The organism is Pseudomonas bohemica (assembly GCF_002934685.1).
In the GTDB taxonomy this organism is placed as follows: domain Bacteria; phylum Pseudomonadota; class Gammaproteobacteria; order Pseudomonadales; family Pseudomonadaceae; genus Aquipseudomonas; species Aquipseudomonas bohemica.
The window spans coordinates 132981-154704 of record NZ_NKHL01000121.1; the positions used below are offsets into that span (position 1 = coordinate 132981).

Sequence of the window (21724 nt, forward strand, 5' to 3'; positions counted from 1 at the left end):
CATGTCCCGAGGGTATCAACCGACGACAGGCTTATCTGTGAGCTTGTCAGCCAGACGCACGAACGCTGCCAGATCCAGCTGCTCCGGACGCAAGCTGCCATCTACACCCGCTTCAGTGATTTCTTCGCTGGTCAGCAAAGCCTTCAAGGTATTGCGCAAGGTTTTACGCCGCTGGTTGAAAGCTTCGCGGACGACGCGCTCCAGCGTACGGTGATCCTTGGCCGGGTGGGGCAGGGTCTCGTGGGGCACGAGACGGACGATCGCCGAATCGACTTTCGGCGGCGGATTGAACGCGCCGGGGCCGACGTTGAACAGATGCTCCACGCGGCAGTGGTACTGGACCATGATCGACAGGCGACCCCAGTCACCCCCGCCAGGGCCAGCCGCCAGCCGCTCGACCACTTCTTTCTGCAGCATGAAATGCATGTCGCGAATCAGGTGGGCGTTCTGCAACAGGTGAAAGATCAGCGGCGTGGATATGTTGTACGGCAGGTTGCCGACCACGCGAAGGCTATTGGGGGCGGCGTTCAGGCTGGTGAAGTCGAACTTCAGCGCATCGCCTTGATGCAGGTTGAAGTTCGGCATGCCGCTGAACTGTTGCATCAGGATCGGCACCAAGTCTTTGTCCAGTTCCACAACGTCGAGTTGGGCGCCGCTGCTGAGCAGGCCTTCGGTCAAGGCACCCTGGCCCGGCCCGATTTCCAGCATGCGGTCATCGGCCTTGGCGCGAATCGAACGCAGGATCTTGTCGATCACGCCCGCATCGTGCAGGAAGTTCTGGCCGAAGCGCTTGCGTGCCTTATGTTGGTATTGCTCAGTCATTTACGGGTCTCGGCCATCTGATAGGCGGTTCGCAGCGCGACCTTGAGGCTGCCGGTGTCGATCTTGCCGCTGCCGGCCAGATCCAGCGCAGTGCCGTGATCCACAGAAGTGCGGATGATCGGCAGGCCCAGCGTGACATTGACGGCGGCGCCGAAGCCTTTGTACTTCAGCACGGGCAGGCCCTGGTCGTGGTACATCGCCAGCACTGCGTCGCAGTGCTCCAGATATTTGGGGGTAAACAGAGTGTCGGCAGGTAGCGGGCCGCGCAAATCCAGACCTTCGCTGCGCAGACGCTCCAGGGTAGGTTCGATGATGTCGATTTCTTCACGGCCCAGATGGCCGCTTTCGCCCGCATGGGGATTCAACCCGCAAACCAGAATGCGCGGGTGAGCAATGCCGAACTTGTTGACCAGGTCAGCGTGCAGGATGCGGGTGACTCGCTCCAGCCGCTCAGGGGTGATGGCGTCGGCGATTTCACGCAAGGGCAGGTGAGTGGTCACCAATGCCACGCGCAGATCGCCGGTGGCGAGCATCATCACCACCTGTTCAGTCCGGGTCAGTTCGGCCAGAAATTCGGTGTGACCGGAGAAAGCGATACCGCTTTCGTTGATCACGCCCTTGTGCACGGGGGCGGTGATCATCCCAGCGAAATCGCCATCGATGCAGCCTTGCCCGGCGCGGGTGAGTGTATCGAGGACGAACGGGCCGTTGGCCTTGTTCAATTGCCCGGTAATCACGGGAGCCTGTAGCGGGGTGTCCCACACGTAGAGGCTGTTGGCCGGAGCCGGCGCGTCAGGCCATGCGCACGGCGTGACGGGAATCAGGGTGACAGCCACACCCAGTTGCGCGGCGCGCTCATTGAGCAGGTCGCAACTGGTGATGGCAATCAGGGGGTGTGGCTGGGACTGCGCGGCGAGCAACAGGCAAAGGTCAGGACCGATGCCAGCGGGCTCGCCGGGTGTCAGGGCGAAACGCTGGGGTTTCACTTGGCAGCCTGGTCAGCGCCAGGCAGCTTGATTTCAACGTAGGCTTCATCGCGAATCTGACGCAGCCAGGTTTGCAACTCTTCGTCGTATTTGCGGTTACGCAGTACGGTCATGGCCTGTTGCTCGCGCGCCTGATTGGTGCTGTCAGTTGCGCGACGGCCCAGGACTTCCAGCACGTGCCAGCCAAATTGAGTCTCGAACGGTTTGGACACGACGCCCTGCGGGGTCTGGTTCATCACATCGCGGAATTCCGGGACCAGCGAGCGTGGGTCAACCCAGTTCATGTCGCCGCCGTTGAGCGCAGAACCCGGATCCTCGGAGAAGCTTTTCGCCAGTTCGCCGAAGTCTTCACCGTTTTGGATGCGGTCATAAATACGCTGTGCCAGCTTCTCGGTTTCGGCCGGGCTGCGGATTTCGCTCGGTTTGATCAGAATGTGACGAACGTGGACTTCGTCGCGCATCTGGGTCTGATTTTCACCGCCGCGTTTTTCCAGCAGCTTGAGGATGATGAAGCCGCCCGGCGTACGGGCCGGAGGCGTCACTTCACCCGGGCTCATCGAACTGAGCATGTCGCCGAATGGAGGTGGCAGTTGCGCAGCTTTACGCCAGCCCATGTCGCCGCCGTCCAGTGCGCTTTCGCTGGCCGAGGAAGAAATCGCCAATTGCTCGAAGTTCGCACCTTGCTGCAGCTTGCCGTAGATGTCCTTGGCCTTGACTGCCGCCGCCTGGATCTGATCCGAGGTGGCGCTGTCAGGTGTAGGCACCAGGATGTTGGCCAGGTGGAACTCTTCCGAGAACTGCGCCTTGCCCAGATCCGAGGCGAGGAAGTTCTTCACTTCCTGCTCTGACACTTGAATGCGCTCGGCCACACGACGCTGACGCACGCGGCTGATGATCATTTCTCTGCGAATCTGTTCGCGTGCGCTGTTGTACGACAGACCGTCGTGCGCCAGTGCAGCCTTGAACTGGTCGATGCTCATGTTGTTGCGTTGAGCAATGGTGCCAACCGCCTGGTTCAGTTCTTCATCGGTGATGCGAATGCCGGAGCGCTCGCCAATCTGCAGTTGCAGGTTTTCCAGAATCAGACGGTCGAGGACCTGAGACTCCAGAGCGCTGGCAGGAGGAACACCCTGGCCGCGCTTGGCGATGGTTTGCTGAACTTCACGGGTGCGCTGGTCGAGCTGGCTTTGCATGACCACGTCGCTGTCGACGATGGCTACAACCTTGTCGATGGTGCGCACTTCAGCGTGCGCCACCGTACCGATGAGTAACGCGCCCAGCATCAGCGGGCGCAGACAATCAGAAAGCTTGGTCTTCACGTTCACGATAACCTTGGATGCCTTTGTCGAGGAAGCTTTCAACTTTTTGGCCGACTACGCCACCAAGTCCCTTCAACACGATTTGTAGGAATACGCCGCGGTCGCCTTTCTCGTTCTGCGGTATCTCTTGAGTGGACTCGTCATAGTCGACCCAGTACCGGTTGATCAGACGCAGCTTCCAGCAGCAGTTGTCATATTCAAAACCACCAAAGGCTTCGAGGGTACGATCACGGTTGTAGTCATATTGCCAGCGACCGATAGCACTCCATTGCGGCGCGACTGGCCAAATGACCGAGAAGTCGTGCTGCTGGATCTTGTAGTAGTCCTTGATGACGGTGCCGTCAGGATAGGTGTAATCGCCGCCGCCCACGCTCCACCGGCCAGTGGTCTGGTCGTAGCGAACCTGGTCGTTGCGGTAGCGGTAACCGGCGTTGATGATCTTGCCGGGATTGTCTTCAGGCTGGTAGTGAACCATCGCGCTGCCGGAGCGGGTGCTGCGGCTGTCCGGGTCCCAGTTGAAATCCGACGTGGCACGCCAGTCGCGGTTGAAGCGGTATTCGTATTCCAGTGCATACGGAGACACGTCGGACTGTGCGTCCTTGCGGTCTTCGTAGCTGATGCCTGGCAACTGCACCTTGCGATCGGCGAAGTAAACCGCCTGACCGATGCTGACGCGCTGACGTTCGAAGCCGTTGTCTTCGATCCAGCGGTTGGTCACGCCCAGCGACAGCTTGTTCTCGTCGCCGATCCGGTCAGAGCCGACGAAGCGGTTGTCACGGAACAGCGAGGCGTAGTTGAAGGTGGTTTCACCTGAGTCGAAAATCGGGATGTTGTCTTGATCTTTCTCAGGGACGTACAGGTAGTACAGGCGCGGTTCCAGGGTCTGGCGATAGTTCTTGCCGAACCAGCTGGTGTTGCGATCGAAGTACAGACCGCTGTCTACGCTGAAGATTGGTACTGCACGGTCTACACCACTATCGAAACTTTGGCGCGTGGCGGAATTCTGGTTTTCGTCAGAGGCGATGAAGGCCTTTCCTTGCCCATCCAGGTCTAGATCATATTTGGTGTAAACATACTTCAGCTTCGGATTTATGAATCCGTAGCTGGCTGTCATCGGTAAGCTGATCGAAGGAGCGAGGTTCATCCTGTCACCGGTGGCGCGTTCAATCCCTCGAATGTTGTTGTCCAAGCGGGAGCTCGCATTACCATCCTCGTCGACGAAGTTGCCATCACGCAAGTCACGATCAAACCGTACCAGTTCGGACTCGTAATCGAACTTCAAACCACCCGGATTGAAAGGCAGCGTGCCGTTCAGGGTCAGTTGAGGCAAACGGCCATACGGCGTGATCTGAGTCACAGTAGTCAGCTGATACTGCTGAACGTTCAGGCGTGCCTGATAGCTGTCGCCGCGATAGGTCAGATCGCCCTGCTGGTTCAGGTAGTCGTGAGTGCTCACGCCTTCCTGGCCGCTTTTCAGGTCCTTGAAATAGTAAGGATCGCTGACTTTGGTGTAGTCGACGTGCGCGGTCAGGCGTTCATCCAGACCGCTGCGGTTCTGCCAGTTGATCATCCAGCGAGTATCTTTGTAATCGGATTCCTGCTTGCGATCGTCGTTGTCGTCGTTCAGGTAAGCGGCACCGAACTGACCTTCGCTGCTCTTGGTCAGGTAACGGAATTCGCCTTCGAGCAACAGACCCCGTTTGGCCATGTAGGTCGGGTACAACGTGGCGTCGTAGTTCGGCGCCAGGTTGAAGTAGTACGGGGTGAGCAACGAGAAGCCGGTGTCGCTGCTGGCACCGATGCTCGGTGGCAGGAAGCCGGACTGGCGACGATCGTCGATCGGGAAATAGATGTACGGCGTGTAGAGGACCGGGATGTCATGCACGCGCAGCGTTGCGTTGGTCGCGGTACCGAAACCGGTGGCCGGGTTCAGGGTGATGTTGTTGCCCTTCACCGTCCAGGCATTGCTGCTTGGTTCGCACGTGGTGTACGTACCGTCCTTCAGGCGGATGATCGCGTTCTCTGCACGGCGAGCGTACAGCGCGTTACCACGCACGTTGGATTTGTGCAGCACGTATTCGGCGTTGTCGACTTTCGCTTCGCCGGTGTCCAGCTGCACTTCGGCGTGATCGCCGACGATCAGCGCGCCGTTGTCGCGCAGACGGACATCGCCGTTCAGCTCTCCACGGTTTTCAGCCTGGTGCAGGCTCGCTTCATCGGATTCGACCTGCATGGAACCCTGACGCAGCACAACGTCACCGGCCAGGGTCGCGATCTGCTCTTCCTGCTGATAGCGCGACGCCTTGGCACCGATGAAAGTCGGCGCGTCGCTCTTCGCGGTCTTGTCATCCATGCCTGGACGAATCGGCTCAATATAGGCACCGGAGCAGTAAGGACCAGTCTCTGCCAGCTGGGCAGCGGTCAACTTCTCGCGTGGCACCCAGTCCAGATGGCTGTAGTCTGCGCTGCGCGACTTCAGGCCACGGCCCTTGGCCTCGGTAACCAGCATCGTCTTGGGCACGACTTCACCGCTTTCGGTGGTCGTTGTCGACTCAGTCACCGTGCTGCTGTTGGACGACACGCTGTTGGCGTCGTGCACTGGCCGCGGAGGCAACTGGGCTGCATTGGTCTTCGGGGAGCAATCCCAGGAACCTGTAGCAGACACCGAGCAGTCATACTGTTCAGCTGCGACCACATACTGGGTGGCCAGAGGTTGCATCGCCAGCAAACTGCCGGTTACGAGCAACGGAAATTTTTTACGAAACGCGGGGGATTTCAATGCCATCTTATTAGTCCGGGCTTCCTGCGCGCCATCTGCCCGCGGGGGGGCCGCACGCCTCTCGATGGGCTGAAAAAGATGTCGGATAATAAAGCATGACCCGCTTGACGGCTAGCGCCGTCGGAGACCCTTGCAATGCCAGATCAAGATGTACGCCTGCAACACCTGAAAGATTGGCTCGATGAGCAACTGCCAAAGTTGTTCGCGGCCCAAGGCTGGGGCGCCATACCCCCGGCCACGTTGACTGCGGCCAGTAGTGACGCAAGTTTCCGTCGCTACTTCCGCTGGGAAGGCGAGGGTCGCACTTTTATCGTCATGGACGCTCCACCCCCTCAGGAAAACTGCAAACCCTTCGTCGATATTGCTCATTTATTGAGCGAATCAGGAATTAATGTTCCCAAAATTTATGCCGAAGACCTGAATCAGGGCTTCCTTTTGCTCAATGACCTGGGTCGAAAAACCTACCTGGATGTCATCGACGAAAAAAATGCGGACCCATTGTTCGCCGATGCCATCGAAGCACTGCTGGCGTATCAGCAACTGCCGATGGATGCGCCGCTGCCTGGCTATGACGCCGCCCTTCTGCGTCGCGAGCTCGAGCTTTTCCCCGAGTGGTACGTCAAGCGGCATCTGGGAATCGAATTCGATCAGGCGCAGCAGGTCAGTTGGCAGCGGGCCAGTAATCTGCTGATCGACAGTGCGCTGGCACAGCCCGTGGTTCTGGTCCATCGCGACTACATGCCGCGCAACCTGATGGTCAGCGAGCCGAACCCCGGCGTGCTGGATTTTCAGGATGCGGTATATGGCCCGGTGACCTACGACATCACTTGCCTGTTCAAGGATGCGTTTTTGAGCTGGCCGGAAGAGCGTGTTGCGGGCTGGCTCAAGACCTATTGGGAGAAGGCCGCGGCGCTGGGGATTGCGGTGCAGGATGATTTCGAGGAATTCCGTCGCGCCAGCGATCTGATGGGCGTGCAGCGTCATTTGAAGGTCATCGGGATTTTTGCGCGGATTTGCCACCGTGACGGCAAGCCACGGTACGTCGCCGATGTGCCGCGCTTCTTATCTTATATAGAAGCCGTGCTGGCGCGCCGACCTGAGTTGGTCGAGTTGAGGAACCTACTGACCAGTCTGGATCAGCCCAAGCAAGAAGCCGCCGTGTGAAGGAATGGATGTGAAGACTGTCTTGAAGAGGGACACATGAAAGCGATGATTCTGGCAGCCGGCAAGGGCGAGCGTCTGCGTCCGCTGACGCTGCACACGCCCAAGCCGCTGGTTCGCGCCGGTGGTGTCCCGCTGATCGAATATCACCTGCGGGCATTGAAAGCAGCGGGTTTTGCCGAGGTGGTGATCAACCACGCCTGGCTCGGTCAGCAGATCGAGGATTATCTGGGCGATGGTCGACAGCTGGGCTTGAGCATTCGCTATTCACCCGAGGGCGAGCCGCTGGAAACCGGTGGCGGGATTTTCCGTGCGCTGCCGTTGCTCGGCGATGAGCCGTTTCTGGTGGTTAACGGGGATATCTGGACCGACTGTGACTTCACGGCGTTGAATGCTTCGATAAACAGCGCGCCAATCCAGGGGTTGGCGCATCTGGTGCTGGTGGACAATCCGCTGCATCACCTCGCTGGCGATTTCGCTCTGGTGGGTGGCGAAGTGCGGGACGACGGCAGCCTGCCGCGCCTGACCTACAGCGGCATCGCTGTTCTGGATCCCCGGCTCTTCGCCGACTGCAGTGAGGGCGCGTTCAAACTCGCACCTCTGTTGCGCGCTGCGATGGCCAAGGGCCTGGTAACCGGAGAACATTTCACCGGGCGCTGGGTCGATGTCGGCACTCACGAACGGTTGGCGGAAGTCGAGCGAATCCTTGCGGTGAAGCCTTAAATGCTCTGGCCATTCACATTGATCGGCGGCGGCGCCGGGTACGCGATTGCCAGCATCCCCGGCGCGATGCTGGGCGCGTTGCTGGGGCAGACGCTGGACCGACGTCTGCATATCCAGAGCCTGGCCGAGCTGCGCGAGCGCATCAGTGGGCGAGAGGCGCTGCGCGATGACGAGCTGATCTTCATCCTGCTGGGCCGAGTGGCGAAAAGTGGTGGTCGGGTGGTTGATGGCCACATTCAGCAAGCCCGGGTCGAGATGCGTCGTCTGGACTTGAGCGAACCGGCTATGCGACGGGCGATTGCGGCGTTCAATCGTGGCAAGGACGGTCGCGATAATTTGCGCGTGCACCTGACACGCCTGAAAACCCAGCCCCATGCCGCCGAAGGCCTGTTGCGTGCCTGCTGGCGCATGGCCTGGGCCGATGGCAAAGCGACGAGAACCGAGCGCGAGTTGATCGTGCTGTGGGGCAAGTGGCTGGGCTGGACTGCGGAGAAGGTCGGGGCTTTATCGTCGACCGAGGATGAACAACGAACGCGGGCGCCCGCCAGCAGGGTTGGCGAATACCAGGAAGCGTTACGCCTGCTTGGTGTGCGCACGGATTCGGAGCCTGCGCAGATCAAGCGCGCGTATCGTCGGTTATTGAGCCGTCACCACCCGGACAAAATCGCTGGTTCGGGTGCCAGTCAGGGCCAGGTCCGCGATGCCACAGAAAGAACTCGCGAACTGCATCATGCCTATGCGGTGATTCGGGAGAGGCGTGGGTTTCGGTGATCTCTCGGGCGTTGTAGGAGCGCGGTGGCTCCTACTGTCCCTCCAACCAACCCCGAACCCGGCGAAACAGTTGATCCTGTTCCATCGCCGCATTGCCCGGAATCGCGTTTAGTGTCACTTGAGTGAAGCGCGCGTTCTTCACGCGCTTGCTGGCATCCAGTCGATCTTGCGCCTGTTGGCGGGGCACCGTCTTGTCCTTGCTCACGAAGTCCGCAGTCGCGACCTTCAGGGTCGGCAACACCTCCAACAACGAAGGTGTGTCCTTGCCGGTATCCACCGCCGTGACCATGACCAGTTTCTGAACCGCAGGCGACGGCCGTTCGCTCATGTAGCGTGCAACCCAGTACGCTCCCGTGCCATGACCCAGCAGCGCGATGCTGTGAGCCTTGTTCTGCTGGGCGAAGACGACGGCGCTATCGATACGGGCGAAGATTTTCTCGGCGTTGGCTTTCGCCAGTTCAGCTTGGGCAGCTGCTTGCTCGGCGGCCGCGGCTGCATCGGCTTCGGCGCTAGCTGCAGGATCGGGCGTCTTGGCTTGGGCGTCCTTGGCCTTGTCTTTGTCAGCGACGGCTTTGTCGTCTGTCAGTGGAGTGTCAGCAGTGCGTGCGAAAATGCCATCGTTGTAGGCGTCCGGCATGCTCAGGCTCAGGCTGGACCAACCCACATCCGGCAGCTTGCGTCGTAGCGGTCCTACAGCATTCGGCCAATCGGTGGATTCATCGGCACCGGGCACGATCACTACCGCGCCTTTGGCGTCGTCGGTGTTAGCCGGCTTCCACAAGGCCAGAAAGCTCTCGTCCCCGGCCTGCAGTTGTTGCTGCTCGGCCTTGGGCACCTGACGCTCCAATGCCAGGGTGTCTTCCTGGCTGCGCGAAGGTAACGCTGCACGTTCGACCGGGGTTTCGGTCGCCTTGTCATCTTTGGCTGGGGCAGGATCTGCCGCCATCGCGATCTGTGTGCAAGGTAGTATCAGCGTCAGGCAAACCGCGGGAAACATTGCGCGAATGGTGTAGGGCATCGAATATTCCAAAAGCCGGAAACAATTCCGGCAGCCTAATGGGTTGATGACTGTTTGTCAGGCCGGGTGTCGACGCCTGCATCTCGGGCGTCTCGCACAACACATGGTCGATCAAGGATTCCGGGAAGTGGAGATGACAGGTTGAGAATCCGCATGCTGCGCCTATGGCTTATCGGCTGTCCGAGAGCGCTCTTGATTGGCCTGCTGCTGAGCATTCTGGCATCGCCCGTGCTGGCCGGAGCGGCGAGTGCGCCCCCCGACGTCCTGAATCGTGACCAGCGGGACTGGCTCAATCAGCGCGGTCAGCTGCGTGTCGGCCTGGTATTGCAGGCGCCTTTCGCGCAGTTCGATCGCCGTGCGCAGGTGCTGTCCGGGGCTAACGTCGATCTGGTCAATCTGATGGCCAAGACCCTACAGGTCGAGTTGCTATGGCGTAACTTCTCCGATCAGGCCGAGCTTGAAAAAGCACTGAACGCTGGGCAGATCGATTTCGCACCGGGACTGACGCAAACCCCGGCCGGGCTGCGCATGTGGTTGTATTCCGACCCTTATATGCGGGTGCCACAACTGGTGGTCGGCGAGCGCGACGGGGCAGGCGCGGTGGACCTGGAGAAACTCGACAGCCTCGTCCGCGTGGCCGTGCGCATGCCCAGCGCCACTGCCGATTACCTGCGTTCCAACTACACCCACCTCAATCTTCAGGGCGTGCCGCTCGAGCGTCAGGCTTTGCAACTGCTGCTGAGCCAGCAGGCGCGTTACGCGGTGGTCGACGAAGCCCAGCTCAGCCGTCTGTCTCGGGAGAGCGAGTTCGCCGGGCTCGCAGTCGTTGGCGATATCGGCTTTCCCCAGTTGCTGAGGGTGGCATCCCGACGCGACGCTCCTGAATTGGCGCAGATCATCAGCCAGGCGCTGAGCGCAATCGCCCCCAAGGACCTGGATCAGCTGCACGCGCAATGGCTGCAGATCAAATATCCCCAGGTCAGCGAGACACCGGGGCTGTGGAAAAACATCGCGGTGCTGTTGCTGGTCCTGTTGATGGCCAGCGCGACGATTGTGTTCTGGCAGCGCAAACAGCAGCAGGTGCTGGAGCGCGATTTGCTTGCCGCCCGTGAAGACATCGCCCGGCGTCTGGCGGGTGAAGAGGCCTTGCGCCTGGCGCAGTTTTCCATCGACCAGAGCACGGTGGGCATTCTTTGGGTCAACTGGGACAGCCACGTGCGTTATGCCAATCAGGCCGCTGAGGCTATGCTCGGGTATGGACGGGGAGGTGTCGTCGACCGGCCGCTGATTGACTTCGAGCCGGGACTGAACATGGACCGCTGGTTGACTCTGTGGAAAAACGCCCGCTCCAGCGATGAAGGCCCGCAGAATTTCGAAAGCAATTGTCTGCGCGCCGACGGCAGCGTCCTGCCTACCGACGTGTCGCTGAGTTTCCTGCGCTTTCGCGAAGCCGAGTACCTGGTGGTGTTCATCACTGACGTCACCGAGCGACGTCGTTCGCTGGCCGCCTTGCAGGAAAGCGAAGCACGTTTGCAGGTGCTGGCCGAACAACTGCGCGACTTGTCGGCACACCTTGAAACTGTCAGGGAAGAGGAAAAGGCCCGAATCGCGAGAGAGGTTCACGACGAACTGGGTCAGATGTTGACTGTGCTCAAACTGGAAACATCCATGTGCGAACTGTCCTACGCCGATCTCGATCCTGGACTACGAGAGCGGCTCAACAGCATGAAGCGCCTGATTGCACAGCTCTTCCAACTGGTGCGCGATGTGGCCACTGCGTTACGGCCGCCGATTCTCGACGCGGGCATCGCTTCGGCCATCGAGTGGCAGGCGCGACGCTTCGAGGCACGTACGCAGATTCCTTGTCTGGTCGAAGTACCGGACAACTTGCCAGCCCTGTCGGACGCAACGGCAATCGGCCTGTTCCGGATCCTTCAGGAGTCGCTGACCAACGTCATGCGCCACGCCCAGGCGCACACCGTTGAGTTGAATCTGAGTCTGAGTGACGGCGTGTTGTGCATGAGCATCGCCGACGACGGACAAGGGTTCGACCAAAGTCACGAACGACCTGCATCCTTCGGTCTGGTGGGCATGCGTGAACGGGTTCTGATCATGGGCGGACGATTGCATCTGGACAGCACGCTGGGAGAAGGCACAACCTTGCGCATCTTCATTCCGCTGGAACAGGTTGCGCAGGAGCAAGTGCAGTGATTCGTGTATTGGTCGCCGAGGATCACACCATCGTTCGCGAAGGCATCAAGCAGTTGATTGGTCTGGCCAAGGATCTGCAAGTGGCGGGGGAGGCCAGTAATGGCGAACAGCTGCTGGAGGCGCTGCGCCATATCGAGTGTGAGGTCGTGCTACTCGACATTTCGATGCCAGGGGTCAATGGCCTGGAGGCGATCCCGAGGATCCGCGCACTGAACAATCCCCCGGCGATCCTGGTGCTGTCGATGCACGACGAAGCACAGATGGCCGCTCGGGCGTTGAAGATCGGTGCGGCGGGTTACGCGACCAAGGACAGTGATCCGGCGCTGCTGCTGACCGCGATCCGGCGGGTGGCCGCGGGCGGGCGTTACATCGACCCGGATCTGGCTGATCGCATGGTGTTCGAAGTGGGGCTGACCGACAGCCGGCCTTTGCACTCGTTGCTGTCCGAACGCGAGTTTTCGGTATTCGAGCGTCTGGCCCAGGGGGCCAACGTCAACGACATCGCCCAGCAGCTGGCCCTGAGCAGCAAGACCATCAGCACCCACAAGGCGCGGTTGATGCAGAAGCTCAACATCACGTCGCTTGCCGAGCTGGTGAAGTATGCGATGGAGCATAAGCTGGTCTGATCGCGTGTCTAAAAGCGACCTTCTGCTGAGACTGTGCTGACGTCACCGCGGGCAAGCGCGCTCCTACAAAAGCACCGCGATACCCTGTAGGCGCGCTTGGTCTGGGCCGCAACCCGACGAACAGGCAGCAACAGGCGAAAAGTATCTCCCTGAGCACATACCTATCCCCGCCATCGTTGTAGGGCAATCCCTACAAAGAACCTTCCATCTCGCCTAGCCGAATCTCTCCTGCCCCCCGATTTGCGTGGCCTGCAGCCTCATCTACGCTTGCTCCCACGGTTGATAATTCAAAGGTGTGGGTAATGAGCAACGTCGATTCAAGCGCTGGGGCGAGTGATGTTCTGGTCAGCTTTCGCGGTGTGCAAAAGAGCTACGACGGCGAAGCCCTGATCGTCAAAGACCTCAACCTGGACATTCGCAAAGGCGAGTTCCTCACCCTGCTCGGGCCTTCGGGTTCCGGCAAGACCACCAGCCTGATGATGCTCGCCGGTTTCGAAACACCGACTGCGGGGGAGATTCTGCTGGCCGGTCGCTCGATCAACAACGTGCCGCCGCACAAGCGCGACATCGGCATGGTGTTCCAGAACTATGCCCTGTTCCCGCACATGACTGTCGCCGAGAACCTGGCGTTCCCGCTGTCTGTGCGAGGCATGAGCAAGACCGATGTCACCGAGAAGGTCAAACGCGCGCTGGATATGGTCCAACTCGGCACCTTCGCCCATCGCTACCCGGCGCAGTTGTCCGGTGGTCAGCAGCAGCGTGTGGCGTTGGCCCGTGCGCTGGTGTTCGAGCCGCAACTGGTACTGATGGACGAACCCCTTGGCGCACTCGACAAGCAGTTGCGCGAACACATGCAGATGGAGATCAAGCATCTGCATCAGCGTCTGGGCGTGACCGTGGTCTACGTCACTCACGATCAGGGTGAAGCGCTGACCATGTCCGATCGCGTGGCCGTGTTCCACCAAGGCGAAATCCAGCAGATCGCGCCGCCGCGCACGTTGTATGAAGAGCCGAAGAACACCTTTGTCGCCAACTTCATCGGCGAGAACAACCGCATCAACGGCACCTTGCTCAGCCAGACCGGCGATCGTTGCCTGGTAGCCCTGACTCGCGGCGAGAAGGTCCAGGCGCTGGCGGTCAACGTCGGACCGGCGGGCAGCCCCGTGACGCTGTCGATTCGCCCCGAGCGCGTGAACCTCAACGGCCGAAGCGAAAGTTGCGTCAACCGATTCTCCGGTCGCGTCGCCGAATTCATCTATCTGGGCGATCACGTGCGGGTGCGTCTGGAGGTCGCCGGTAAAACCGATTTCTTCGTCAAGCAGCCTATTGCCGAGCTGGATCCGGCATTGAGCGTTGGCGACGTTGTGCCCATTGGATGGCAGGTCGAGCACGCTCGTGCGCTGGACCCTTTGCAGGAAGCGTATTGATTCACCTGCGGTACGCGTCAACAGAGTCACCCAGAGGCGAATCAATCGCCCCAACGCTTAAAACAACATTGTTCGTGGAGAGAAATACAGATGCTCAAAACATTGAAACTCACCGCCTTAACGGTCGGCATGATGTGCGCGGCGCAAGCCATGGCAGCTGATCTGACTGTCATCTCCTTCGGTGGCGCGAACAAGACGGCTCAGGAAAAAGCCTTCTACGCACCGTGGGAAAAAGCTGGCGGCGGCAAGATCATCGCGGGCGAGTACAACGGTGAGATGGCCAAGGTCAAAGCCATGGTCGACACCAAGAGCGTGAACTGGGATCTGGTGGAAGTCGAATCGCCGGAGCTGTCCCGTGGTTGCGACGAAGACATGTTCGAAGAAATCGACCCGGCGATCCTGGGCAAGAAAGAAGACTACGTGCCGGGTGCAATACAGACCTGCGGCGTAGGCTTCTTCGTGTGGTCTACCGTGTTGGCCTACAACGCCGACAAGCTCAAAACCGCACCTATCGGCTGGGCCGATTTCTGGAACACCGAGAAATTCCCGGGCAAGCGTGGCCTGCGTAAAGGAGCCAAATACACCCTGGAATTCGCCCTGATGGCCGACGGCGTTGCGCCGAAAGACGTGTACAAAGTGCTGGCGACCAAAGAAGGCCAGGACCGCGCCTTCAAGATGCTCGACAAGCTCAAGCCAAGCATTCAGTGGTGGGAGGCGGGCGCACAGCCTCCGCAATTCCTGCAATCGGGTGACGTGGTCATGAGTTCGGCTTACAACGGCCGTATCGCGGCCGTACAGAAAGAAAGCAACCTGAAAGTGGTCTGGACCGGCGGCGTGTATGACTTCGACGCCTGGGCCATTCCGAAGGGCGCGAAAAATGCCGAAGAAGCGAAGAAATTCCTCGCTTACACCCTCAAGCCTGAACAGCAGAAGACCTACTCCGAGAACATCGCTTACGGTCCGGCCAACACCCAGGCTGTTTCGCTGCTCAGTGCCGACACCCTGAAAGACATGCCGACCACCCCTGAGAACATCAAGGATCAGGTGCAGATCGACGTGAAATTCTGGGCTGATTTCGGTGAGAGCCTGGAACAGCGCTTCAACTCCTGGGCGGCCAAATAAGCCGCTGTCATTAGCGATAAGCGTTGAGTTAGATCCGGGTGCGTTTTTCTCCCTCGCCATAGGGAGAAAACGCACTCCTTGTTGAAAGATTTCGGAGTTCGCTATGGCCACCGCCGTGCCCCTGACTGAAGGCGCCAGCCCGACCTTGAAGCAACGCTTGGCCCGTGCCGAGCGCGTCAACCGCTGGAAGGCTCAGGCGTTGATCGCGCCGTTGGCGATTTTCCTGCTGCTGGTGTTTCTGGTGCCGATTGCGGCGCTGCTCTACAAGAGCGTGAACAACCCTGAAGTGGTGGGCGGTCTGCCGCTGACCGTTACCCAAGTGTCACGATGGGATGGCAAGGGTCTGCCACCGGAGCCGGCTTATAAGGCGCTGAGTGAGGATTTGGCCGCGAGCCGCAAGAATCAGACCCTGGGCGATCTTTCCAAACGCCTGAACCAGGAGCTTGCCGGTTATCGCAGTCTGTTGGCGAAAACTGCCCGCGCCGTTCCGTTCAAGGAAGAGCCGTCTTCCTATAAGGCGGCGCTGGAGGCCATCGACGAACGTTGGGGCGACCCCGCGTACTGGCAGGCGATTCGTCGCAATACCTCAAGTTTTACCCCCTATTATCTGCTGGCCGCTGTCGACCACCGTATCGATGATCTCGGTGAAGTGGCGTCTGCGACCCCCGACCAGGCGATCTACATCGACATCTTCGCCCGCACTTTCTGGATGGGCCTGGTGATCACCGCGATCTGTCTGCTGCTGGCCTATCCCTTGGCCTATCTGTTGGCCAACCTTCCGGCACGGCAGAGCAACCTGCTGATGATTCTGGTGCTATTGCCGTTCTGGACTTCGATTCTGGTGCGTGTCGCCGCGTGGATCGTGCTGCTGCAATCGAGCGGCCTGATCAACGGCGCGCTGATGGCCCTGGGGATCATCGATAAGCCGCTGGAACTGGTGTTCAACCGGGTCGGGGTTTATATCTCGATGGTGCATATCATGCTGCCGTTCATGATCCTGCCGATCTACAGCGTGATGAAAGGCATCTCACCGACCTACATGCGTGCGGCCATTTCCCTGGGCTGCAACCCATTCGCCAGCTTCTGGCGGGTGTATTTCCCGCAGACCTACGCAGGCATTGGCGCGGGCTGTCTGTTGGTGTTCATCCTGTCCATCGGCTACTACATCACCCCGGCGCTGCTCGGCAGCCCTAACGATCAGATGGTCAGCTATTTCGTGGCGTTCTACACCAACACCAGCATCAACTGGGGGATGGCGACTGCGTTGGGCGGCCTGCTGTTACTGGCGACCGTGGTGCTGTACCTGATTTATAGCTGGCTGGTTGGCGCCAGTCGTCTGCGTCTGAGCTGAGGAGAAAGATCATGTTGAGCCCTTATTCCTCGCCTGCCGAACGGCTCTGGCATTACACGCTGCGCACCCTGTGCGGTCTGATCCTGTTGTTTCTGGTGCTGCCGGTCCTGGTGATCGTGCCGCTGTCGTTCAACTCCGGGAGCTTTCTGGTCTACCCGCAGCAGGGCTTTTCGTTGCACTGGTATCAGGACTTCTTCGGCTCGGCCGAGTGGATGCGTTCGCTGAAAAACAGCCTGATCGTCGCCCCGGCCGCCACCGTGCTGGCAATGGGTTTCGGCACACTGGCTGCGATTGGTCTGACCCGCAGCAACTTCCCCGGCAAATCGCTGGTGATGGCGCTGGTGATCTCGCCGATGGTGGTACCGGTGGTAATCGTCGGGGTCGCGAGTTATCTGTTCTTCGCGCCGCTGGGGCTGGGCAACAGTTACACCTCGTTGATTCTGGTGCATGCCGTCTTGGGCGTGCCGTTCGTGATCATCACGGTGTCGGCCACGTTGCAGGGTTTCAACTACAACCTGGTGCGTGCAGCGGCCAGCCTGGGGGCCTCGCCGGTGACTGCGTTTCGTCGCGTAACCCTGCCGCTGATTGCGCCGGGGGTGATTTCCGGGGCGCTGTTCGCCTTCGCGACCTCGTTCGATGAAGTGGTGGTGACCCTGTTCCTCGCCGGGCCAGAGCAAGCAACCCTGCCACGGCAGATGTTCAGCGGCATCCGCGAAAACCTCAGCCCGACCATCGCCGCCGCTGCAACCCTGTTGATTGGGTTTTCAGTGATTCTGTTGCTGGTGCTGGAATGGTTGCGCGGGCGCAGTGAGAAGCTGCGTACAGCGGTGGAGTGATCGGTTTCTGATCGTGCCCACGCTCTGCGTGGGCATGCCTCTCATGACGCTCCGCGTCACATGGACGCAAAGCGTCCGCTCGGGTGTTACCACGCGCAGCGTGGGAACGATCACTCAGGTTGATCGCGATCCGGGTTTTGTATCAATTGCGCCATCACCGTTTAAACTCCCTCTTCGCGACCCATCACGCACGGAGCCCCTCGGTGAACGTCAACGACGCCAGTTTCGAAGAACTGCTCAACGCTTTGCACGACGGCGTCTACATTACCGATGGCGACGGCAAGACACTCAAGGTCAATCACGCCTATGAGCGACTGACCGGACTCAGCGGTGCCGACCTGATCGGCAGGCCCATGCAGGAACTGGTGAAGGCGGGCGTTATCTCGCAATCGGCTTCCTTGCGCGTGTTGCAGGAAGGCCGCCCCGTGTCGGTGATGCAAAGCCTGAGTCAGGGCAAGAAGCTGTTGGTCAGCGCGACGCCCATTCTCGATGCCAACCACCGCATTTCCTACGTCGTCAGCACCGTACGTGACATGACCGAACTGCTGCGCATGAAGCATGAGCGCGATGAATTGCAGCAGCTCAAGCAACTGCGCCACAGTACGGCCAAGCTCCATGCCGGTCAGCGGGACAATCTTTTGCACTCGCCGCTGATGGCCGATCAGGAGGTATCCGGCCGGGTGTTCGCCTTGGCCCGTCAGGTAGCCAGCAGCTCGGTAAAAGTCCTGCTGCAAGGCGAAACCGGTGTCGGCAAAACCCTCGTCGCCCAGTTCATCCACAATGCCAGCCCACGTGCCAGCGAGCCGTTTTTGGCGCTGAATTGCGGCGCCTTGCCCGAGAACCTGATCGAAGCCGAGTTGTTCGGCTATGCCCCCGGCGCGTTTACCGGGGCAGGCCCGAAGGGCAAACGCGGCCTGCTGGAGCTGGCGCATCACGGCACCCTGTTTCTCGATGAGATCGGCGATCTGCCGCTGCCAGTGCAGGTCAAGCTGCTCAAGGTCATCGAAGAAAGCCGCTTCATCCCCGTGGGTGGCCTGGAGTTGAAAGAGGTGGATGTGCGCATCATCAGCGCCACTCACCACGACCTCAAACAACTGGTGGCCGAGGGGCGCTTTCGTGCCGACTTGTTCTATCGGCTCAATGTGGTACCGATCAGCATCCCGGCCCTGCGCGAGCGCAGTGAAGAAATACCGCCGCTGCTGCATTACTACCTCGACAGCTTCAACAGCCGTTATGAGCGCAATGTGCGGTGGAGCCTCGAAGCCCTCGATCTGCTGTGTGAATACGCCTGGCCTGGCAACATTCGCGAGTTGATCAACATCGTCGAGCGTCTGGTGGTGACCAACCTGAACGGCACCATAGAGGCGCTGGATCTGCCCGAGGAAATCCTCAACCTCAATCCGCAGACCACCGACGACAGTCGCCTGCCGTTGCGCAAGGTGCTGGAGAATGCCGAGCGTTCGGCGATTCGTGCCGCGCTCCAGGTACACAAGACCACGCGGCTGGCGGCCAAGGCACTGGGCGTCAGCCAAGCGACCGTGGTGCAGAAGATGAAACGCTGGGAACGCTCTGATTAGGATTTCAATCAAGGCCCTGTAAATCGATCAAAAAGCTGATCAGAACTTTCCGCTCAAATCCCTTTTTAACTCCAAACGATTCGCGCAAACGCCTTGACCACGGTGCTTTGCGCGGGTTGGCACAGCTTTCGCTCTCTCATTCGGCACGTCTTCCGATAAAACAACGTACACAGGACGAACCCGGTGAGCCTTTCTACATCCAAAATCACTGCCTTCAAAATCGCCAATAAACTGATCACCGGCCCAGCCGCCATCGAGCAGCTTGCCGCCGAGCTGACCCGCCTCAACGTCAACAATCCCCTGATCGTCACCGATGCCATTCTGGTTAAGTCCGGCACCGTCGATCTGGCGTTGGCGCAACTGGGTGGACGTCGCTACGGCCTGTTCGATCAGGTCAAACCCGAGCCGGAAATTTCCATCGTCGAGGACTGCACCCGCGCTTATCGCGAAGGTGAGCATGACGGCTTGATCGGACTGGGCGGCGGCAGCGCCATCGACATCGCCAAGGGCGTAGCGGCGTTCGCCGGGCATGAAGGGCCGCTGGCCGAGTTGTTCGGTGTGGATATGGTCAAGCGCAAGGGCCCGGCATTGATCGCTATTCCGACCACCGCCGGTACCGGTTCTGAAGTGACCAACGTCGCTATCTTTTCCGATAAAGAGGCGCAGCTGAAAAAGGGCATCGTCAGCGATTACCTGCTGCCGGACGTCGCCCTGGTCAGCCCGATCATGACCCTGACCTGCCCACGTAGCGTGACAGCGGCCAGCGGCGTCGATGCACTGGTGCATGCGGTGGAGTCGTATCTTTCGGTCAATGCCTCGCCGATTACCGACGCCATCGCGCTGGGTGCCATCAAGCTGATCACCAAGGCGCTGCCCAAGGCTTACGCCAACCCGTCCAACCTGCAGGCCCGCGAAGACATGGCCACCGCCAGCCTCATGGCCGGCATGGCCTTCGGCAACGCCGGGGTGGGTGCGGTGCATGCGCTGGCGTATCCGTTGGGCGGGCGTTTCAACATCGCTCATGGCGTCAGTAACGCGCTGCTGCTGCCCTACGTAATGGCGTGGAACAAAATGGCCTGCGTCGAGCGCTTCCGTGATATCGCCGAAGCCATGGGCCTGCGTGTTGCCGACCTGAGCGACAAGGACGCCGCCGATCAGGCCGTCCAGGCCATGGCCGACCTGTGCGCTGCGGTGGACATCCCGTCCGGCATGCGCAGTTTCAATGTGCCTGAAGAGGCGATTCCGGCCATGGCCGAAGAGGCCAGCAAGATCGACCGTCTGATGCGCAACAACCCGCGCAAACTCACCGCCGCCGACATCGAGAAAATCTACCGCGCTGCCTACTGATTCTGAAATGCCAGAACGCCCGGCCGACAGGTACGGGCGTTTGCCGACACAAGACCAATAAAACAGGTACACACCATGTCCAACACTCCTCAGCCGCGGAGCGAAAGCCCGTACATCCCGCTCGGCCCGTTCAAGGTCCGGCTGCCGTTCATTCATTACAAACTCGAGATGCCGGACTACCTGCAAGGGCTGCTGATGTGCGCCGTGGACCTGGCCGCCATCCCGCTGATGACCGAATTGCTCGGCATGCCGTTCGAGGTGGCTCTGGCGGTGGTGATGCTCAACGGCCTGCTGTATCTGACTCACCATTTGCTGGGCGACCCGACCGTGCCCGGCTGGATTACCCCGGCGGTCCCACTGTTGATGGCCTACTGCGCACAATTTCCAGTGGGCCCGGAGCGTGTCCATGCCTTGATCGCCTTCCAGTTGATGCTCGGGGTGTTCTCGGTCGCGCTGGGGGCGACCGGCATGGCGAAGAAGGTCGTGGAATACGTGCCGTCGGCGATCAAGTCCGGGATTATCGTCGGCGCGGGGCTGAGTGCAGTGATCGCGGTATTTCAGGTCGGCGGCAAATTCAACGTGTTGCCGTGGACCATCTCCATCGCGGTGGGGATCGCGTTCTATCTAATCTTCTCCCAGCACTTCAACGAGCTGAAACAGCGCAACCGCTTTTGGTGGAATTTTGCCAAGTTGGGCATCCTGCCGATCATTCTGCTGGCCGTGGTCATCGCACCGCTGTTTGGTGAAGCGCCGTGGCCGACCATTCAGTGGGGCATCAGCAAGCCGGATTTCGCCGGTCTGTGGAGCCACTACACGGTATTCGGTCTGGGCATGCCACCGCTGTCGATGTTCATTTCGGCGCTGCCGACCATGCTGGCGGTGTACATCATCGTCTTTGGTGACGTGCTCAGTGCCAAGGCGTTACTCGATGAAGCAGAAACTGTTCGCACCGATGAAGTGGTTGATTACAACCCGGATCGTGCCCATCTGATCTTCGGTGCGCGGAACGCTTTGATGAGCATCTTCGGCCCGGATGTCGCCATGTGCGGCCCGAAATGGGCGGCAATGCTGGTGGTGGTGATCGAACGCTTCAAGGGCGGGCCGAAGGCGATGCAGTCGATCATCGGCGGTGTCGGTTCTTTTCGCTGGGGCACCAACACCGGTTTGCTGCTGTTGCCGGTGGTGACGCTGGTGCAACCGATCCTCGGCGTGGCGCTGTCGCTGACCTTGCTGATTCAGGGTTACGTGAGTGTGCGTCTGGGGATTCTCGAAGCACGCAGTCAACGTGATCTGGGCATCGCCGGCGTGATCGGCGCGGTACTGGCGATCAAGGGCGCAAGCTGGGCGTTCGGGATTGGCGTCGTGCTGTGCCTGCTGATTTACGGCAAGAACTTCTTCAAGGGAGAAGTGGATGGCACCTTTACCAAAGACTTGAAGGCGCCTGATGCCAAGCCCGTCGTCAACGCCGAGCGCCTGAAGGAAGACGCGTTGGTGGATTGATAGTCTGTGCTCGCGAAGAGGCCGGCACATCCATCGAGTGTGGCGGCTGTGATTCAGCTTTCGTGAGCAAGCTCACTCCGACAGTTTTTCATTGCTGTGAAGGAACAAGTCGGTTGAACGGCCCGGCATGACGTTGCGCTACGCCTTC

The 21724-nt window shown here is 59.9% G+C and carries 17 protein-coding genes; 12 read left to right on the forward strand and 5 right to left on the reverse strand.

The features are described 5' to 3' along the window. Nucleotides 1-15: 15 nt before the first annotated feature. From rsmA to CE491_RS28165, 4 genes are read right to left on the reverse strand one after another with little or no spacing between them, the layout of a single operon-like run. Nucleotides 16-822, reverse strand: coding sequence for a 16S rRNA (adenine(1518)-N(6)/adenine(1519)-N(6))-dimethyltransferase RsmA (rsmA, locus tag CE491_RS28150; RefSeq protein WP_110951592.1), 807 nt, complete (start codon nucleotides 820-822; stop codon nucleotides 16-18). Continuing rightward, nucleotides 819-1808 carry a 4-hydroxythreonine-4-phosphate dehydrogenase PdxA gene (pdxA, locus tag CE491_RS28155; protein ID WP_110951593.1) on the reverse strand — a complete coding sequence of 330 codons (990 nt, stop codon included), beginning with the start codon at nucleotides 1806-1808 and terminating at the stop codon, nucleotides 819-821. The genes rsmA and pdxA overlap by 4 nt, the downstream gene beginning before the upstream one ends. Beyond that, nucleotides 1805-3127 (reverse strand): peptidylprolyl isomerase, encoded by a 1323-nt coding sequence (locus tag CE491_RS28160; RefSeq protein WP_199885282.1) that lies wholly within the window; start codon nucleotides 3125-3127, stop codon nucleotides 1805-1807. Before CE491_RS28160 ends, pdxA begins: the two co-directional genes overlap by 4 nt. Next, entirely contained in the window at nucleotides 3108-5912 is a 2805-nt protein-coding gene (locus CE491_RS28165) for an LPS-assembly protein LptD (RefSeq protein ID WP_110951595.1), read from the reverse strand. Before CE491_RS28165 ends, CE491_RS28160 begins: the two co-directional genes overlap by 20 nt. A 129-nt stretch (nucleotides 5913-6041) precedes the next feature. On the opposite strand from CE491_RS28165, the gene CE491_RS28170 reads away from it, so the two are divergent. From CE491_RS28170 to CE491_RS28180, 3 genes are read left to right on the forward strand one after another with little or no spacing between them, the layout of a single operon-like run. Then, nucleotides 6042-7070 carry an aminoglycoside phosphotransferase family protein gene (locus CE491_RS28170; RefSeq protein ID WP_110951596.1) on the forward strand — a complete coding sequence of 343 codons (1029 nt, stop codon included), beginning with the start codon at nucleotides 6042-6044 and terminating at the stop codon, nucleotides 7068-7070. Between the two features lie 36 nt (nucleotides 7071-7106). Beyond that, the gene (gene murU, locus CE491_RS28175) at nucleotides 7107-7790 is read left to right on the forward strand and encodes an N-acetylmuramate alpha-1-phosphate uridylyltransferase MurU (RefSeq protein WP_110951597.1); all 684 of its coding nucleotides are present in this window, start codon (nucleotides 7107-7109) and stop codon (nucleotides 7788-7790) included. Further along, complete coding sequence (locus CE491_RS28180) at nucleotides 7791-8561, forward strand: DnaJ domain-containing protein (protein ID WP_110951598.1); 771 nt, start codon at nucleotides 7791-7793, stop codon at nucleotides 8559-8561. Nucleotides 8562-8592: 31 nt separating this feature from the next. Here CE491_RS28180 and CE491_RS28185 read toward each other — a convergent pair whose 3' ends face one another. After that, a complete protein-coding gene (locus CE491_RS28185) occupies nucleotides 8593-9579 on the reverse strand; it encodes an alpha/beta hydrolase family protein (RefSeq protein ID WP_110951599.1) in 987 nt (328 codons plus the stop codon). Between the two features lie 153 nt (nucleotides 9580-9732). Here CE491_RS28185 and CE491_RS28190 point away from each other — a divergent pair, with 153 nt between their 5' ends. From CE491_RS28190 to CE491_RS28230, 9 genes are all read left to right on the forward strand, one after another. Further along, nucleotides 9733-11790 carry a PAS domain-containing sensor histidine kinase gene (locus CE491_RS28190; RefSeq protein ID WP_199885283.1) on the forward strand — a complete coding sequence of 686 codons (2058 nt, stop codon included), beginning with the start codon at nucleotides 9733-9735 and terminating at the stop codon, nucleotides 11788-11790. Continuing rightward, nucleotides 11787-12416, forward strand: a complete 630-nt coding sequence (locus tag CE491_RS28195; RefSeq protein WP_110951601.1) for a response regulator — start codon at nucleotides 11787-11789, stop codon at nucleotides 12414-12416. Before CE491_RS28190 ends, CE491_RS28195 begins: the two co-directional genes overlap by 4 nt. 302 nt (nucleotides 12417-12718) lie before the next feature. Then, entirely contained in the window at nucleotides 12719-13843 is a 1125-nt protein-coding gene (locus tag CE491_RS28200; RefSeq protein ID WP_110951602.1) for an ABC transporter ATP-binding protein, read from the forward strand. 90 nt (nucleotides 13844-13933) lie between these two features. Beyond that, nucleotides 13934-14965 carry a polyamine ABC transporter substrate-binding protein gene (locus tag CE491_RS28205; RefSeq protein WP_110951603.1) on the forward strand — a complete coding sequence of 344 codons (1032 nt, stop codon included), beginning with the start codon at nucleotides 13934-13936 and terminating at the stop codon, nucleotides 14963-14965. Between the two features lie 103 nt (nucleotides 14966-15068). Continuing rightward, nucleotides 15069-16316: an ABC transporter permease gene (locus tag CE491_RS28210; protein ID WP_110951604.1), complete on the forward strand. Its 1248-nt coding sequence runs from the start codon at nucleotides 15069-15071 to the stop codon at nucleotides 16314-16316. An 11-nt stretch (nucleotides 16317-16327) separates the two neighbouring features. Beyond that, complete coding sequence (locus CE491_RS28215) at nucleotides 16328-17152, forward strand: ABC transporter permease (protein WP_110951605.1); 825 nt, start codon at nucleotides 16328-16330, stop codon at nucleotides 17150-17152. Nucleotides 17153-17355: 203 nt separating this feature from the next. Beyond that, complete coding sequence (locus tag CE491_RS28220; protein ID WP_110951606.1) at nucleotides 17356-18729, forward strand: sigma-54 interaction domain-containing protein; 1374 nt, start codon at nucleotides 17356-17358, stop codon at nucleotides 18727-18729. A gap of 204 nt (nucleotides 18730-18933) precedes the next feature. Next, on the forward strand, nucleotides 18934-20076 hold the full coding sequence (locus tag CE491_RS28225; RefSeq protein ID WP_110951942.1) for an iron-containing alcohol dehydrogenase: 1143 nt from the start codon (nucleotides 18934-18936) through the stop codon (nucleotides 20074-20076). A 75-nt stretch (nucleotides 20077-20151) separates the two neighbouring features. Then, nucleotides 20152-21576, forward strand: coding sequence for a hypothetical protein (locus CE491_RS28230; protein ID WP_110951607.1), 1425 nt, complete (start codon nucleotides 20152-20154; stop codon nucleotides 21574-21576). The last annotated feature ends 148 nt before the right edge of the window (nucleotides 21577-21724 follow it).

Excerpts from the sequence above, each read along its gene's own strand:
- rsmA (WP_110951592.1), bottom strand. The coding sequence starts at position 822 with ATGACTGAGCAATACCAACATAAGGCACGCAAGCGCTTCGGCCAGAAC.
- CE491_RS28165 (WP_110951595.1), bottom strand. The coding sequence starts at position 5,912 with ATGGCATTGAAATCCCCCGCGTTTCGTAAAAAATTTCCGTTGCTCGTA.
- CE491_RS28170 (WP_110951596.1), top strand. The coding sequence starts at position 6,042 with ATGCCAGATCAAGATGTACGCCTGCAACACCTGAAAGATTGGCTCGAT.
- murU (WP_110951597.1), top strand. The coding sequence starts at position 7,107 with ATGAAAGCGATGATTCTGGCAGCCGGCAAGGGCGAGCGTCTGCGTCCG.
- CE491_RS28180 (WP_110951598.1), top strand. The coding sequence starts at position 7,791 with ATGCTCTGGCCATTCACATTGATCGGCGGCGGCGCCGGGTACGCGATT.
- CE491_RS28185 (WP_110951599.1), bottom strand. The coding sequence starts at position 9,579 with ATGCCCTACACCATTCGCGCAATGTTTCCCGCGGTTTGCCTGACGCTG.
- CE491_RS28190 (WP_199885283.1), top strand. The coding sequence starts at position 9,733 with ATGCTGCGCCTATGGCTTATCGGCTGTCCGAGAGCGCTCTTGATTGGC.
- CE491_RS28200 (WP_110951602.1), top strand. The coding sequence starts at position 12,719 with ATGAGCAACGTCGATTCAAGCGCTGGGGCGAGTGATGTTCTGGTCAGC.
- CE491_RS28205 (WP_110951603.1), top strand. The coding sequence starts at position 13,934 with ATGCTCAAAACATTGAAACTCACCGCCTTAACGGTCGGCATGATGTGC.
- CE491_RS28210 (WP_110951604.1), top strand. The coding sequence starts at position 15,069 with ATGGCCACCGCCGTGCCCCTGACTGAAGGCGCCAGCCCGACCTTGAAG.
- CE491_RS28215 (WP_110951605.1), top strand. The coding sequence starts at position 16,328 with ATGTTGAGCCCTTATTCCTCGCCTGCCGAACGGCTCTGGCATTACACG.
- CE491_RS28230 (WP_110951607.1), top strand. The coding sequence starts at position 20,152 with ATGTCCAACACTCCTCAGCCGCGGAGCGAAAGCCCGTACATCCCGCTC.